The organism is Bacillus sp. V3B, assembly GCF_024494465.1.
Classification (GTDB): domain Bacteria; phylum Bacillota; class Bacilli; order Bacillales; family Cytobacillaceae; genus Bacillus_BD.
Window position 1 is genome coordinate 490216 of the sequence record NZ_JAETXM010000001.1, and the last position, 15619, is coordinate 505834.

The 15619-nt window shown below is 35.6% G+C and carries 19 protein-coding genes; 15 read left to right on the plus strand and 4 right to left on the minus strand.

All coding sequences use genetic code 11. The features are described from left to right. The first annotated feature begins 52 nt into the window (after nt 1–52). From JMM81_RS02490 to JMM81_RS02500, 3 genes are all read left to right on the plus strand, one after another. The gene (locus tag JMM81_RS02490; protein ID WP_256240302.1) at nt 53–664 is read left to right on the plus strand and encodes a CPBP family intramembrane glutamic endopeptidase; all 612 of its coding nucleotides are present in this window, start codon (nt 53–55) and stop codon (nt 662–664) included. Then, nucleotides 657–1322 carry a LysM peptidoglycan-binding domain-containing protein gene (locus JMM81_RS02495; protein WP_256239914.1) on the plus strand — a complete coding sequence of 222 codons (666 nt, stop codon included), beginning with the start codon at nt 657–659 and terminating at the stop codon, nt 1320–1322. Before JMM81_RS02490 ends, JMM81_RS02495 begins: the two co-directional genes overlap by 8 nt. A gap of 102 nt (nt 1323–1424) precedes the next feature. Continuing rightward, nucleotides 1425–1883 carry a YpbF family protein gene (locus JMM81_RS02500; RefSeq protein ID WP_256239915.1) on the plus strand — a complete coding sequence of 153 codons (459 nt, stop codon included), beginning with the start codon at nt 1425–1427 and terminating at the stop codon, nt 1881–1883. 68 nt (nt 1884–1951) lie between these two features. Here the strand turns inward: JMM81_RS02500 and JMM81_RS02505 are convergent, their stop codons facing one another. Genes JMM81_RS02505 through JMM81_RS02515 form a run of 3 tightly spaced genes read right to left on the minus strand, consistent with a single transcriptional unit; the run spans nt 1952 to nt 3055 of the window. Next, entirely contained in the window at nt 1952–2521 is a 570-nt protein-coding gene (locus tag JMM81_RS02505; protein WP_256239916.1) for a manganese catalase family protein, read from the minus strand. Nucleotides 2522–2567: 46 nt separating this feature from the next. Further along, on the minus strand, nt 2568–2828 hold the full coding sequence (locus JMM81_RS02510) for a spore coat protein CotJB (RefSeq protein WP_256239917.1): 261 nt from the start codon (nt 2826–2828) through the stop codon (nt 2568–2570). Next, on the minus strand, nt 2825–3055 hold the full coding sequence (locus JMM81_RS02515; protein WP_256239918.1) for a spore coat associated protein CotJA: 231 nt from the start codon (nt 3053–3055) through the stop codon (nt 2825–2827). The genes JMM81_RS02510 and JMM81_RS02515 overlap by 4 nt, the downstream gene beginning before the upstream one ends. Nucleotides 3056–3212: 157 nt before the next feature. Between JMM81_RS02515 and JMM81_RS02520 the strand changes: the two genes are divergently transcribed. From JMM81_RS02520 to JMM81_RS02535, 4 genes are all read left to right on the plus strand, one after another. Then, a complete protein-coding gene (locus tag JMM81_RS02520; RefSeq protein ID WP_256239919.1) occupies nt 3213–3995 on the plus strand; it encodes a metallophosphoesterase in 783 nt (260 codons plus the stop codon). Nucleotides 3996–4157: 162 nt separating this feature from the next. Beyond that, entirely contained in the window at nt 4158–4745 is a 588-nt protein-coding gene (locus tag JMM81_RS02525; protein WP_256239920.1) for a genetic competence negative regulator, read from the plus strand. Between the two features lie 263 nt (nt 4746–5008). After that, nucleotides 5009–6286, plus strand: a complete 1278-nt coding sequence (locus tag JMM81_RS02530; RefSeq protein WP_256239921.1) for a Glu/Leu/Phe/Val family dehydrogenase — start codon at nt 5009–5011, stop codon at nt 6284–6286. A gap of 110 nt (nt 6287–6396) precedes the next feature. Continuing rightward, a complete protein-coding gene (locus JMM81_RS02535; protein ID WP_256239922.1) occupies nt 6397–7374 on the plus strand; it encodes a YpdA family putative bacillithiol disulfide reductase in 978 nt (325 codons plus the stop codon). 53 nt (nt 7375–7427) lie between these two features. Here JMM81_RS02535 and JMM81_RS02540 read toward each other — a convergent pair whose 3' ends face one another. Beyond that, complete coding sequence (locus tag JMM81_RS02540; protein WP_256239923.1) at nt 7428–8396, minus strand: asparaginase; 969 nt, start codon at nt 8394–8396, stop codon at nt 7428–7430. Between the two features lie 165 nt (nt 8397–8561). On the opposite strand from JMM81_RS02540, the gene prsW reads away from it, so the two are divergent. The 8 genes from prsW (at nt 8562) to rpsA (ending at nt 15613) form a co-directional block, all read left to right on the plus strand. Continuing rightward, nucleotides 8562–9245, plus strand: coding sequence for a glutamic-type intramembrane protease PrsW (gene prsW, locus JMM81_RS02545; protein ID WP_256239924.1), 684 nt, complete (start codon nt 8562–8564; stop codon nt 9243–9245). A gap of 207 nt (nt 9246–9452) precedes the next feature. Then, nucleotides 9453–10298 carry a spore cortex-lytic enzyme gene (gene sleB, locus JMM81_RS02550; RefSeq protein ID WP_256239925.1) on the plus strand — a complete coding sequence of 282 codons (846 nt, stop codon included), beginning with the start codon at nt 9453–9455 and terminating at the stop codon, nt 10296–10298. Nucleotides 10299–10311: 13 nt separating this feature from the next. Beyond that, entirely contained in the window at nt 10312–11664 is a 1353-nt protein-coding gene (gene ypeB / locus JMM81_RS02555) for a germination protein YpeB (RefSeq protein WP_256239926.1), read from the plus strand. Between the two features lie 204 nt (nt 11665–11868). Continuing rightward, nucleotides 11869–12534 carry a flagellar brake protein gene (locus JMM81_RS02560; RefSeq protein ID WP_256239927.1) on the plus strand — a complete coding sequence of 222 codons (666 nt, stop codon included), beginning with the start codon at nt 11869–11871 and terminating at the stop codon, nt 12532–12534. A 56-nt stretch (nt 12535–12590) separates the two neighbouring features. Further along, nucleotides 12591–12770: a YpfB family protein gene (locus tag JMM81_RS02565; RefSeq protein WP_256239928.1), complete on the plus strand. Its 180-nt coding sequence runs from the start codon at nt 12591–12593 to the stop codon at nt 12768–12770. Nucleotides 12771–13058: 288 nt separating this feature from the next. Then, complete coding sequence (gene cmk / locus JMM81_RS02570) at nt 13059–13739, plus strand: (d)CMP kinase (protein WP_256239929.1); 681 nt, start codon at nt 13059–13061, stop codon at nt 13737–13739. Further along, nucleotides 13736–14317: a lysophospholipid acyltransferase family protein gene (locus tag JMM81_RS02575; RefSeq protein ID WP_256239930.1), complete on the plus strand. Its 582-nt coding sequence runs from the start codon at nt 13736–13738 to the stop codon at nt 14315–14317. The genes cmk and JMM81_RS02575 overlap by 4 nt, the downstream gene beginning before the upstream one ends. Nucleotides 14318–14476: 159 nt before the next feature. Then, a complete protein-coding gene (gene rpsA / locus JMM81_RS02580) occupies nt 14477–15613 on the plus strand; it encodes a 30S ribosomal protein S1 (RefSeq protein ID WP_256239931.1) in 1137 nt (378 codons plus the stop codon). The last annotated feature ends 6 nt before the right edge of the window (nt 15614–15619 follow it).

A 15619-nucleotide genomic window follows, 5' to 3' on the forward strand; every position in this document is an offset into this window, starting at 1 on the left:
AAGGTATTCGTAGAATGAGGTTGAAAAGTCCAGTAGTAAGTGAGTTGAAATGATGAAAAAAAAGTATGTGGATTTGATAAAAGAAATCTCAGATAGGGAGTTAATACTTTCTTTATATACTACGCAAATATTATTGTTAATAATCTCTTTTTTTCTAGGCGTATTTTTATTTGATAGCTATTCTACTTTTTTCGATCTATTTCATTGGCAAGATATCAATATTTTACTTGTCGGAGGGATGGCAGGAATTGCCGTTGTGATCCTAGATCTTGTATTGATGAAAATACTGCCAGCTAAGTATTATGATGATGGTGGTTTAAATGAGCGGATGTTTCAAAAACGTTCCCTTTTTGAAATTGCTATGATAGCAGCAGTAGTGTCCATAGGGGAAGAAATTTTATTCCGTGGTGTGATTCAAACTCATTTAGGTTTGATACTATCTAGCCTTATATTTGCTTTTGTACATTACCGTTATTTATTTAACTGGTTTTTATTTGTAAATATAACCGGATTAAGTTTTTTTATCGGTTACATCTATTTACAAACAGGGAATGTTCTTGTCACTATTTTTATGCACTTTTTAATTGACTTTTTACTTGGATGTATTATTAAATTCAAATTTGCAAAGAAACATAAGGAACAGGAAGGGATATTCGATGAGTAAAGAAAATCCTTATAGAGATCAAGCGGAGAAACTTCGACAAAAAATAGAACGGACAGATTTTGAAGAAGGACAAGTAATTGAGAAGGAAGAACTTCCACCTCGAAGCCGTGTTCATGAGCAAAAAAGAAAGAAAAATAAATGGAAGCTTAAATATCCTGTCATTCGTTTACTTGCGTTATTTTTTATCTTATTGCCTATTACGATCTTAAGCATTTATTCTATCCTTGCAAAGGATGGAGTAAGTGACGTAAAAAAAACGGTCGGAGAACCATCAGAAGGTTTTGAAATTATTAATATTGAAAAATCTGATCAATTGGATCCTCCGATTGATAAAGAAAATGAGACTCAGGAAGAAGATGATGATCAATCTGTTGAGTCTTCCATAAACGAAATCGAGCATAAGGATGAAGCGCTTGAGGAAACAACTCAACAGCAAAACCTAAACCAATCATCACAAGATATTGTTGATAGTCTAGGTGAAATATCTGGTCCGAAGGATATCATCTATCATACCGTTCAGCCTGATGATACGCTCTATAGCATCTCAATGAAATATTACAAATCCAAAGCGGGCATTGATACAATAAAATCAACGAATGGTTTAACAAGCAACGAGATTAGAATTGGACAAGTACTTACTATTTCATTAAACAAGTAAAGCCGGCTAACCTCAGCCGGTTTTATTCATATTTTTAGAGACAAGTTCATAAATTGATAGTAGAGACGAATTTCTAAATTGATATTGGAAGGTGAAAAGTTGATGGAATCATCCATTATCATGCTCGACGAAAGAACCGATCAAGCTACAAAAAAAATGTTACAAAAGGTTGTAGAAAGAAAACAAAAGTATGACCGATTACATTATTGGCATCTTGTTGTCATGTGGAGTACCATTTTCATTTCCTTCGGCTATTTTCTCTACCTGTATTACACTATTTTTTTACCATATTCGTATTCGTTTGCTACCGTGTTTTCTGTTTATGTAAATAACTCCTATCATTTATTTATGCTGATGTTTGTGATTGGTTTATTCGGGATGATGAATGTATTTCGTCAAAAACGTGATAAAGCGGAAAAAGAATTCCATGCACTACGTTGTGAAATTATCGACAAAAGCAAAGATTTATGGAAGCAAGAAGATGAATGGAAAAATCGTCACATTGTATTTGAAATGATGAAAAAGAACTATGATATCAATTTATATCATGAAAACAAATAAGAGTAGTTGCTCTACTCCTATTTGTTTTCCTAATTGATTGTGTAAAATAAGGTTTTGTTAAACAATCGTTAAAAGATTTTCTTCTTTCCTCGTTCTTCTTTTAAGATTTCAACAGCTTCACGGAAACGTTGCGAATGGACAACCTCTCTTTCTCTTAAAAAGCGAAGGCTATCATTGATGTCAGGGTCATCACTCAAATTAATTAACCATTGATAGGTTGCTCTTGCCTTCTCTTCTGCGGCTATATCTTCATAAAGGTCTGTAATAGGATCGCCTTTTGCTTGGATATAGGTAGCTGTCCAAGGCGCACCTGCAGCGTTATGATAAAATAAAGCATTGTCATGATTGGCATAATGGTCTCCAAGTCCAGCGGCTTTCATTTGTTCTGGTGTTGCATCTTTTGTTAGTTTATAGACCATTGTGGCAATCATTTCTAAATGGGCGAATTCCTCTGTTCCAATGTCAGTTAATAGTCCAACGACTTTATCAGGAATGGAGTAACGTTGATTTAAGTAACGGAGTGCTGCAGCTAACTCCCCATCAGCCCCGCCGTATTGTTCGATTAAGAATTTTGCTAATGTTGGGTTGCACATACTCACTTTAACAGGGTATTGAAGTTTTTTTTCATATATCCACATTTATCTACAAACCTCCTTGTTTTGCTGAGCAAGGCGTCTCCACATCCTATATTTGCCATGGCCAAGGTGCGTCATCCCAGTTCCAAGGGTATCCAGAATAGCTGTTACCGTATTGTTGCAAGGGGCCGTATTTACTTTCAATTAATTTTTTTAACTTCCTTCTTTCCCTACTGCAATGATTAAATTGCTTAATCGCTTCTGCATCTTTGTTATGGGTGTCCAAATATAGTGTTAATTCAACAAGAACAAAATCAACTGCTTGAAGTTGTTCGAGTAATTGATAATATTCAGGAGGCAGTTGTTTCATTCTCTTGCCCCCCCCTTTGCCTTTTCGTATGGATTATAATAAGGATCGTAAAAAACTTTCCACAGTGTTCCTGCGCGTAAGGCTTCCATTGGTGAGAATTGCTCAAGATTTGGCGGTTGAAACCCTAGATATAACTGAGGTGGAGTGGAGTAAGTTTTCGTTTTGATCGGTTTGCATGGATCAAACGGACTGATATATGGATGATAAACCTTTGTTCTTGAATACATACAATCCCTCCTTCATTTGCGTCTTTAGACTATATGAATCAGATAATTATTCTATGTTAATATTTTTTTTGTAGGTTATTCAGAAAAAATGGTATGATTTCAAGAGTCTTAAGCAAAATACTGTAAAAAAGAACAATTAAATACTTATGGGGGTATTATGGAGATCGTTATTACTTTATTTATTAGCTTTTTAATGGCTATTAGTTTTTTAGTAGTTTATATGTATAAAGAAGCTTTTACTGATAGAGTCGTCTATCATGAATTAGCATTTTCCACTTTTCCAAAAAGTTTTGACAAGGTCAATGTATTCTTTATTTCTGATATTCACCGTCGTCAAATTTCAGAAAGTATAATTGAACAGGTAACAGGAAAGGTAGATGTCGTCATTATAGGTGGAGATTTAGCTGAAAAAGGTGTACCTTTAGAGAGGATAAAAGAAAATATTATGAAGTTAAAAACATTAGGGCCTGTGATTTTTGTGTGGGGTAATAATGATTATGAGCTGGATGGCCCTCTATTAGATGCAATGCTTTTAAACCTTGGTGTAAAGACGCTGGTTAACAGTTCTGTATTATTTGAATCAGGAGAAGCGGATCGTTTATATATTTTAGGGGTAGATGATCTTAGTACATGTCGAGAAGACCTTGATGCAGCACTAAGTGAAACGGAGGAAAATAGTTTTAAGATTTTAGTCAGTCATAACCCAGAAATAAAAAGGAAAATTCATGGTGAACATGGAATAAGTTTACTATTATCAGGACATACGCATGGGGGACAAATTCATTTATTAGGCTTTAGTTTTTATGAAAAAGGGAACTTACATAGAGATCAAAAGATGACTATGCTAATTAGTAATGGTTATGGAACGACAGGGATTCCATTACGACTAGGCGCAAAGGCCGAAACACATCTTTTAACGATTCAGCATCAACCAGAGTAGTCTTTAGGACGTCTTAATAGGGACGGTAGATCAAAAGAAAAACCAGAGTGTTACGAGTACAAGACAGAAACAGAGTAAAGATTGTGCAAGACGACTCACCAAAAGAGGGTTTTTTCATACACTAAATCAAGAGTTTGTTCACGGTAGTTAGGGGGCATAATTATGCGCTTAGAACGATTGAATTATAATAAAATTAAAATATTTTTATCCTTGGATGACTTATTTGACAGAGGATTAACGAAAGAAGATATATGGAAAGATTCTTTAAAATGGCATCAACTTTTTCACGATATGATTGAGGAAGCAAGTGAAGCTTTTGATGTTGACATACATGGTTCTGTTGCGGTAGAAATCTTTTCAATGCAAGCTCAAGGGATGGTCATGATCGTAACAATGGAAGAACAAGAACAAGAACAAGAACAAGATGTCTTTGGTGACAGTTTTATTGATATGCAAGTTACGATGGAAGGCAATGTTGAAATCCTATTTGAAATCCTTGATTTCGAGCATGTCATTCAACTTGCAAAACGATTGTCAATCATTGGTTTCTCAGGTGGTACGCTGTACTCAATGAATAATGAATATTATTTTTTGATTGATAATGTATGTAGTGATATACAAACACAAATAGCAACGATTATGGCTGAATATGGGAATCCTTCTTTTATTAGTATCTATGTGATTCAAGAATATGGAAAAATGATTATAAAAGAGCATGCTGTAAGTCAAATTATGACCTACTTTCAATAAAAACTTCAAGGTAAGGCTTTCGTTATAAAAGATGAAACAGATGTTTATAAATCCCCCACTCAAGCTGCATATAATTGGTTGAGATCATAATGTGGGGGTGAGTATTTAAATGAAAATTTTTATTTACATAATATATTTTTATTTTTTCGAAAATTATGAATGTTGAAAATAAATAAAAAATAACCTTGCGTAAAAAAGGAAAAGTGTATACTATATTTGAAAGATGACAACAAATGCAGATGGATTTTAGGAGAGGATTATGGATGGCAGCCGAGAATGGAAAAGAAAATAAAAGGATAGAAGATAAACATGATATATTAAAATTTACCCAAACTGTCATTCATAAAGCGTTAGATAAGCTTGGGTATCCTGAAGAAGTGTTCGAACTTCTTAAAGAACCCATTCGGATGATGACAGTTAAAATACCTGTGCGTATGGATGATGGATCAACTAAAATTTTTACTGGCTACCGTGCTCAACATAATGATGCAGTAGGACCAACAAAGGGTGGAATTCGTTTTCATCCAAACGTCACAGAAAAAGAAGTAAAGGCACTTTCGATATGGATGAGCTTGAAGTGTGGCATTGTTGATTTGCCCTATGGTGGAGGAAAAGGTGGAATTGTATGTGATCCACGAGATATGTCATTTCGAGAATTGGAAAGGTTGAGTCGTGGTTATGTAAGGTCTATAAGTCAAATTGTCGGACCTACAAAGGATATCCCTGCACCTGATGTATTTACGAACTCGCAAATCATGGCGTGGATGATGGACGAATACAGTCGAATTGATGAATTCAATTCTCCAGGGTTTATTACGGGTAAGCCTCTCGTTCTAGGCGGATCACATGGTCGTGAATCTGCTACAGCGAAAGGGGTAACGATTTGTATTCATGAAGCGGCAAAGAAAAAGGGGATTGAATTAAAGGATGCTCAAGTAATCGTTCAAGGGTTTGGAAATGCAGGGAGCTTTCTATCTAAATTTTTGTATGATGAAGGGGCAAAGATAATTGGAATATCTGACGCATACGGAGCACTTTATGATACGAAAGGTCTTGATATTGACTACTTACTTGATCGCAGAGATAGTTTTGGAACCGTTACAAAGTTATTTAATCAAACCATTACCAATCAAGAATTACTTGAAAAGGACTGTGATATATTAGTTCCAGCTGCTATTGAAAATCAAATTACAGAGGAGAATGCACATCATATTCATGCCAAAATTGTTGTGGAAGCAGCAAATGGTCCAACAACGCTTGAAGCGACAGAGATTCTTACAGATCGAGGGATTCTTCTTATTCCAGATGTATTAGCTTCTGCAGGGGGAGTCACTGTATCCTACTTTGAATGGGTGCAAAACAACCAAGGATATTATTGGTCAGAAGAAGAAGTGGAAGAAAAATTGGAAAAGGCAATGGTTAAAGCTTTTAATCACATATATGATACAGCACAAAATCGACATGTTGATATGCGACTTGCCGCTTACATGGTCGGTGTACGAAAAATGGCGGAAGCATCAAGATTCAGGGGTTGGGTGTAATCAACTGTTGAAACTTTGAAAAAAAACTCCTATCATGGTATAGATAGGAGTTTTTTTATTTAGAGGAAAATGTCTTTTTATAGATTAGTTTGTTTAGGAGTGAACATAGGATGAAACAGGAAGATGTTATTATTATTGGTGGCGGACCATGTGGATTAGCTGCTGCCCTTTCATTACAGGAAGTTGGTAAAGCACCATTAGTTATTGAAAAAGGAAATATTGTTAATGCCATTTATAATTATCCGACACATCAAACTTTTTTCAGTTCGAGTGATAAATTAGAAATTGGTGATGTAGCTTTTATTACAGAAACTCGCAGAGCACATCGGAACCAAGCTCTTGCCTATTACAGGGAAGTTGTGAAAAGGAAAAATGTACGTGTAAATGCTTTTGAAAAAGTAGTAGATGTTCAAAAGAAAAATGTAGGCTTTATTGTCACTACAGATAAAGATCAATATGCAGCATCATCTGTTGTCATAGCTACTGGTTATTATGATCATCCAAACTATATGAATATACCGGGAGAAAACTTACCGAAAGTTTCTCACTATTTTAAAGAAGGACATCCATACTTTGATAAAGATGTAGTAGTCATCGGTTTAAAAAATTCAGGTGTTGATGCAGCTCTTGAACTTCAGAAGTGTGGAGCTCGAGTAACCGTCCTTTATCGTGGTAGCGAATATTCAGAGAAGATCAAATTTTGGATACTGCCAGAGTTTCAGGGACATGTCCGTAATGAGCGTATTAAACTGGAGTTTGAAGCGGCGGTAAAAGAGATTACAGAAGATACAGTGGTGTATGAGAAAGCTGGTAAGGAATATGTAGTGAAAAATGATTTTGTTTTTGCTATGACAGGATATCATCCGGATAAAGACTTCCTGAAAAAAATGGGTGTAAAAATAGATGCTGAAACGGGCCGCCCCATCCATAATGAAGAAACGATGGAAACCAACGTAGAAGGCATCTTTATTGCAGGTGTGATTGCTGCAGGTAATAATGCGAATGAGATTTTTATTGAAAATGGTCGTTTTCATGGTGAGAAAATTGCATCGACCATTGGTAAAACAGAGTCCCAATCGATGATATAAGTTATACTAAAAAAAGTTCTACAACTGTAGGACTTTTTTTAGTATATTTCTTATTACGACTGAAACATGCGCACAATTTTTTTAATATCTTTTGTTGTTGATAAGGCAATTAATAGTTTAATTCTTGCCTTTTGACCATTTAAGCCATTTGAAAAGATCACCCCAAGACTTTTTAATAGTGATCCTCCCCCTTCATAGGAATAGCTACCTTCTGCAATCCCATTAAAGCAGCGAGAGACAAGAACAATCGGAATATTTTGATCGAGTAAAGCGGTAATGCCATCAATTGTCGCAGGTGGGAGATTACCTTGTCCAAGTGCTTCGATGACAACTCCGTCATAGTGTAGATCTCTTATGGCATAAAAAAGAGAAGCATCCATTCCTGCATGTGCTTTGAGCAACGCCACACGTTTGGAAATCTGATCAACCTTATAATACTCAAGTCCAGTTGGTGAGTGATGAAAAATGACGCCTTTTTTTGTGACAATACCAATGGGACCGTATTGTGGGCTTTGAAAAGTAGAGACATTACTTGTATGTGTTTTCGTTACATTGCTAGCTGTATGAATTTCGTCATTTAAAACGACAAGAACGCCTTTATTCTTGGCATCTTCACTGGAAGCTACTTTGATTGAAGAGATGACATTATAAAGCCCGTCTGAACCAATTTCATTAATGGGTCTCATAGCACCTGTGACGATAATAGGGAAGGGAGTGTGGAGCGTTAAATCAAGAAAATAGGCGGTCTCCTCCAGAGTATCAGTTCCGTGCGTAATAACAACACCGTCAATATCTTGGTCAACATAACTTTCAATTAATTTTTTTAAGATAACCATTTCATTGATGGTAATATGGGGAGACGGTAAATGAAATGGTTCTTCAATAACTAAATCTTCTACATTCTTGAACTCTTTCGTATACTTTGTAAGTGGGTTGTAGCCCGAAGGTTTCACGACACCTGTTTCGTCTTCGCTCATTGAAATGGTACCACCTGTATGGATCAGTAATACTTTTTTAGACATAAAAAACATCCTCCAAACGTTGATAGATGATGACGCTTATCTTATATAGGAAAGTAAAGAAATTTAGAGTCATTTATATTCATTGCATATAGGTGAAATAAGGCATTTTCTTTATGACGATATCATGTTAGGATTAAGAAAAACAGTTTGAAAAGAGGACGGCGAATGCTGGGAATACTATCAGCCGGGATAGCGCCTGGTTTGGCCTTATTGTGCTATTTTTATTTAAAAGATCAATTTGGTGTTGAGCCGATTTCATTGGTAATAAGAACATTTCTCTTCGGTTCATTACTTGTATTTCCGCTTATGTTTATTCAGTATATACTAGAAACGGAAAATATTATTCATTCTAGCTTAGGAGATGCGTTTTTTTCTACTAGTCTGCTTGAAGAATTCTTTAAATGGTTTATTGTCTATTATACAGCTTTTCTTCATTTCCATTTTGACGAGCCGTACGATGGTATTGTTTATGGTGCTTCTGTTTCTCTCGGTTTTGCAACAATGGAAAATATATTTTATTTAATTGCAAATGGGCTTGAGTTTGCAATTGGACGCGCGCTCTTGCCTGTTTCAAGCCATGCTCTATTTGGCGTTATTATGGGCTATTATTTAGGGAAAGCAAAGTTTTCTCCAAATTCTAAAAAGAAATGGCTTCTTTTATCTTTGCTTGTTCCTTTTTTACTTCATGGAATTTATGATTACATTCTCATTTCCCAAACAAATTGGATTTATATTATGTTACCGTTTATGATTTTTCTTTGGTGGCTTGGATTAAAGAAAGTGAAAGAGGCCCACTCATTAAGTGTACAATATGCGGAAATGCAAAAAAACCTTCATTCTTTGGAATAAAGGTTTTTTTGCATTTTACAAAATAAGAAAGTGTAAAGCTTTTGAATTTTATGGGCTAGCTTCTGCTCTTTTTTATAGGTTTTGTATGGATTCTTGATAAGGATTAAGAACTAATTCCATCAAAAGTAAATTCTTTGCATAAAAACCCAACGAATACAAAAAATACGAGTAATGTGAAAATGATTTACAATTGGGGGTAGTTTAACCATGAAAAGAAAAATATTGCACTCGAAACTTATCATTATTTTCATTTTCTCTATATGCCTTCTTCTTGTCCCATCACAACAAGAAGAAGTGGATGCTTTTTCAAATCAAGTTATCCAGCAAGGAGCTGTAGGAGATGATGTCATTGAACTTCAATCGCGCCTACAATATTTAGGTTTTTATAATGGGAAAATTGACGGTGCGTTTGGTTGGGGTACGTATTGGGCATTGCGAAACTTTCAATATGAGTTTGGCCTACCCATTGATGGCCTCGCTGGACAAAAGACAAAAGATAAGCTGGTGAAAGCATCTAAGTATAATCACCAGTTTGTGAAGGAACAGATGAATAAAGGGAATAAATTTACTCATTATGGAGGAACTGATTTAAATAAACAAAAGAAACCAGTAGCACCAACACCGCCAGCACAGGAACAACCAGCACCAGCACCAGAACCACAAGGTGGTCCAACTGCGGCAAATGTTCCTAGTGGTTTTACTCAAAATGACATTCAATTGATGGCTAATGCTGTTTATGGTGAAGCAAGGGGAGAACCATACATCGGACAAGTTGCTGTTGCTGCTGTCATTTTGAACCGATTGAACAGTTCCACATTTCCCAATTCGATTTCGGGTGTTATTTTTGAACCACGTGCTTTTACAGCGGTTGCGGACGGACAAATTTGGCTTACACCAAATGAGCAATCAAAAAAAGCTGTAATAGACGCCCTGAATGGTACGGATCCAACGGGTGATGCCTTGTATTATTTTAATCCTGATACAGCAACAAGTGGGTGGATTTGGACAAGACCACAAATTAAACAGATAGGTAAGCATATATTCTGTAAATAGAGAGGTGAGTACATTGTTTAGAGGAATATTAATCACAGTTTTATCATTAGGGATTGCCGGAACTGCATTATGGGGTTATCAGGAACATCGGGAAAAAAATGCAATTTTAATAAATGCTGAAAATAACTATCAAAGAGCATTTCATGATTTAACTTATCAAGTTGATCTATTGCACGACAAAATCGGTGCTACACTTGCCATGAATTCTCGTCAGTCTTTATCACCGACTCTTGCAGATGTATGGAGAATTACATCTCAAGCGCATAGTGATGTAGGTCAACTCCCGTTAACATTGCTTCCTTTCAATAAAACGGAAGAGTTTTTAGCGAAAATTGGTGATTTTAGTTATAAGGTTGCGGTTCGTGATTTAGATAAAGATCCGTTAAATGATGAAGAATACGCAACATTAAAATCATTATATGGTCAAGCTGCTGGGATTCAGGATGAATTAAGAAATGTTCAGTATATGGCAATGAAAAATAATCTTCGTTGGATGGATGTAGAATTGGCTTTAGCATCAGGAACGCAACCAGCGGATAATACGATTATTGATGGATTTAAAACCGTTGAAAAAACAGTTGGAGGGTATGACGAAACCGACTTAGGTCCAGCATTTGTTAATTTGAAGGCAAGTGATAATAATTTAAATCATTTAGAAGGAGAAAACATTTCAGAAAAAGAAGCAATAAAAATAGCTGAAAAGTATATAGGATTAGGAAAAGACACAGAGGTTAAAATAACAAAAAGTGGAAAAGGATCGGATTATGAGTTTTATAGCATTTCCATGGACAATAAGAAAACAAAGCAAATATCCAATATGGATATAACGAAAAAAGGCGGTTATCCACTTTGGTATGTACTTTCAAGGGACGTAAAAGAACAAAAAATTAGTTTAAATGAAGCTGGTAAAAAAGCGACACAATTTTTATTAGACAATGAATTTAAAGATATTGAGTTAATTGAAAGCACTCAATATGATAATCTTGGTGTATTTACGATCATAAAATCATTAGATGGTGTTAGAATCTATCCTAAGGCAGTGAAAGTGAAAGTAGCCCTAGACAATGGTCAGATTCTTGGTTTTTCGAATGATGATTATCTGAAAGCAGTAAAATCTGATACAGAGATAGCGAAGCCAACTATTACGCTCGAAGAAGCACGTGCAAAAATAAATCCGCAAGTTAAAGTGATGGAAGACAGATTAGCGATCATTATGAATGATTTGGGAAAAGCAGTTCTTTGCTATGAGTTTATGGGAACGCTTGATAAGGATACGTATCGTATTTTTATCAATGCTGATTCAGGTATGGAAGAAAAAGTGGAAAAAATGAACAATGTCGAACCTCTTTATGAAAAGGTTGTATAAGGGATTCTTTTGACCTGCGTGATGGTTATACATGATGATACATTTAGTAACTTCATGTACTACCATGATCACGCAGATTTTTTTGGAGTTTTGTCTTCTATGTCTAATAAATAGTTAGCCAAAACTTTTCTTGCATATCTATAGGGGTACATGGCATAATTTACATATTGTAGAAGTGTTTGAAGCGAAGGAAAGTGTGATGTTATGTTAACGATTGGGCAAAATCTGATATTAGAACTAAAACATACTCATCGAACAGATCAATACAAATGTCGGTTAGTTGAGAGAAAAGGTAATACCCTGTTTATTGATTATCCGATTCATATAAAAACAAACCGGACAATGTTTCTTGTAGATGGAACCCAATTGAAAGTATCCTTTGTTGAAGGTACATCGGTTTATCTTTTTGAAACAGAAATATTAGGTAGATTAATGCAGGAGATTCCTATGATGAAACTCATTTATCCAGGTGATGAGTATCTGATGAAAATTCAACGCCGTCAATTTGTTCGAGTAGAGACAGCTGTTGATGTGGCGATACATCCAATGAATCATGAATTTGAACCCTTTACCACGATAACTGAAGATATTAGTGCAGGTGGTTCTTTAGTAAATATGAACAAACAATGCGATCTCAAACAAGGATCGAAAATCAGAACGGTATTTGTTCTACCGCTTCAAAATGGAGAATATCATTATTTGAAATTAACGAGTGAGGTCATTAGATTAATGGAAAAGAAGGAAACTGGTCAAACTCAGTTTTCTCTACGTTTCATTGATGTAACGCCACAACAACGACAATTACTTCTTCATTTTTCATTCGACAGACAAATAGCAATGAAGAAAAAAGGTTTTGCGTTTAATGAATAATAGCTTTATATAGACCCCATAATAGCAATATATATATTGTATAGGGGTTAAATAAAATGAAAATAGTTGAAAGAGTACTATTAAAAGTAATAATGATTCAGTTTATCATTTTGCTATTCACACAATTGTTTTTCCATAAATGGAATTCATTTCCTGAATTACAACAAATTACACAGTACGAAGGTGTATCAGAAAATAATTTAACCGAAGTGTTGGAGACTTTTTCCGATAAATAAAAAAGCAGGGTGACTCACCGTGCTTTTTTATTTATCTAGGTCAAATTGTGATATATACGTCAAAATGAGTGTTTTTTAGTGCCATTTTAGGATAGAAATATTCCGCTATTTATATCGAGATTTAATAGAAGACTTTAAATAAATTAAATTTGAAAGCTAGGTCAGTAACACGTATTTTATCCTTATGTTAAAATAGAATAGGTAATAGGGAAGTTAATGGAACCTTTAAAAAGAAAGAAGAAACTTCGACTTTTTTAAAGGAACAACAGTGAACAATCAGGAGGAAATATGAAAGAAAAAATATCGATAGCCATTGATGGCCCTGCAGCTGCAGGAAAAAGTACAGTTGCAAAAATAGTGGCAGAAAACCTTTCGTACATTTACATTGATACTGGAGCTATGTATCGAGCTTTTACATATAAAGCGATTCTCCACCAAGTTGATCTCGAGAATGAATTTGAACTAAATGATCTTTTGGGACGTACAAAGATAGAACTTTTCCCAGAACAGGGAGGACAAATCATTCTTTTAGATGGAAAAAATGTTACGAATGAAATTCGAACGACTGAAGTAACCAATTCTGTCTCCATCGTTGCTCGCCATCCACTTGTTAGACAGGAGATGGTAAAAAGACAGCAGACTCTTTCCGTTGGTGGGGGTGTTGTTATGGATGGACGTGATATTGGTACGTACGTGTTACCAAATGCAGAGGTAAAGGTGTTTTTACTAGCATCTGTAGAAGAACGAGCTAATAGACGTCATATAGAGAATCTTAAAAAGGGTTTTCAATCAGATTTAAAGAAACTTAAAGAAGAAATTGCTCTGCGGGACAAGCTTGATTCTGAAAGAGAAGTAGCTCCTCTGAAGAAAGCGGATGATGCTATTGAACTTGATACGACTTCTTTAGAGATTATGCAAGTCGTTGAAGTCATTATGGAGTTGGTAACAGAAAGGGTGGAGTCACATTGAACTTGTATCCCTTGGGGCGCGCGCTCGTTAACGTTGCCCTATCCCCCATTTATCAATTTAAGGTCATTGGCAGAGAGAATGTCCCTAGTGAAGGAGGCGTTTTGCTTTGCGCCAATCATATTCATAACTTTGATCCAGAAGTTGTTGGGATTACGGCACCAAGGCCGATTCATTTTATGGCAAAAGAAGAACTTTTCTCAGTTCCTATACTAGGAAAAATTCTACCTCATATAAATGCTTTTCCTGTTAAAAGAGGAATGAGTGATCGCGGAGCATTAAGAAAAGGGTTAGCCGTTTTGAAAGAAGAAAAGGTATTAGGATTATTTCCGGAAGGGACAAGGAGTAAAACAGGAGAGATAGGTGAGGGTCTCGCTGGAGCAGGTTTTTTTGCGCTTCGATCGAAAGCCCATGTTGTTCCTTGTGCCATTATAGGGCCGTATAAGCCTTTTAAAAGATTGAAAGTGGTGTACGGAAAACCCATCAATATGGAGGAATATCGTAAAAATAAAGCCACTCCAGAAGAAACGACTGAATTAATTATGAGTGAAATTCAACGTCTCATCACAGCTCATAAATAAATCGTCTCGCTTGACAAAAGGAGCTATTTATAAGAACTTATTAAAAAGGGGATTTATTTTGAAAATTCTTTCAGTAGTTTTTTTGTGCGTCATTCAAGATAAAAAATACCAGTGAATGACTATATTCTAAAGCGAGTTTGTGGATAAGGAGGAATACATATGTCAGAAGAAATGAATCAAGTTGAAGTGAAAAATTTTGAGGTTGGAGATACTGTTAAAGGTGTCGTTACAAAAGTGGAAGAAAAACAAGTGGTTGTAGAGATTGCTGAAAGTAAGCTTGACGGAATTATTCCGATCAGTGAATTATCAAGTCTTCATATTGAAAAAGCAAGTGACGTAGTTGCTGAAGGTGATACTCTTGATCTTCAAGTTTTGAAGGTAGAAGAAGAGGCGTTGGTTTTATCAAAACGTAAAGTAGACGCTGAGAAAGCTTGGGATCAACTTGTGGAAAAGTTTGAAAAACACGAAACATTTGAAGCCGAAATTAAAGACGTTGTAAAAGGTGGACTTGTGGTTGATCTAGGTGTTCGTGGTTTCGTACCTGCTTCTTTAGTTGAATCACATTTTGTTGAAGATTTTTCTGATTATAAAGGCAAAACATTAACATTTAAGATTGTTGAGCTTGATAAAGAAAAGAATCGTATCATCCTTTCTCATCGTGCTGTTTTAGAAGAAGAAAAGGGAAAACAAAGGCATGAACTTCTAGCTTCATTACAAGCGGGGCAAATTTTAGAAGGAACGGTACAAAGAATCACTGATTTTGGTGCTTTTGTCGATATCGGTGGAATTGATGGACTTGTTCATATTTCACAATTATCGTATCAACATATTGAAAAACCATCTGATGTCGTTGAAGAAGGTCAGAAGGTACAAGTAAAAGTATTAAGTGTGGACCAAGATAATGAGCGTATTTCTTTGTCTATTAAAGAAACATTGCCTGGACCATGGACAAATATTACTGAAAAAGCACCAAAAGGAGCAACCCTAGAAGGTGAAGTGAAGCGAATCGTCTCATACGGTGCCTTCGTGGAAGTATTCCCTGGGGTTGAAGGGCTTGTTCATATTTCACAAATTTCTCATAAGCATATTGGCACTCCACATGAAGTGTTAAGTGAAGGGGAACAAATTAAGGTGAAAGTTCTTGAAGTAAATGAGAAGGATCAGCGTCTTTCCTTAAGCATGAAGGAATTAGAAGAAAATGTAGCAGAAGTGACCAATTACGAACTCCCAGAAGAATCGAAAGGTTTTCAGTTGGGTGAAATGATTGGTGAACAATTGAAGAATCTGAAAAAATAATGGTGA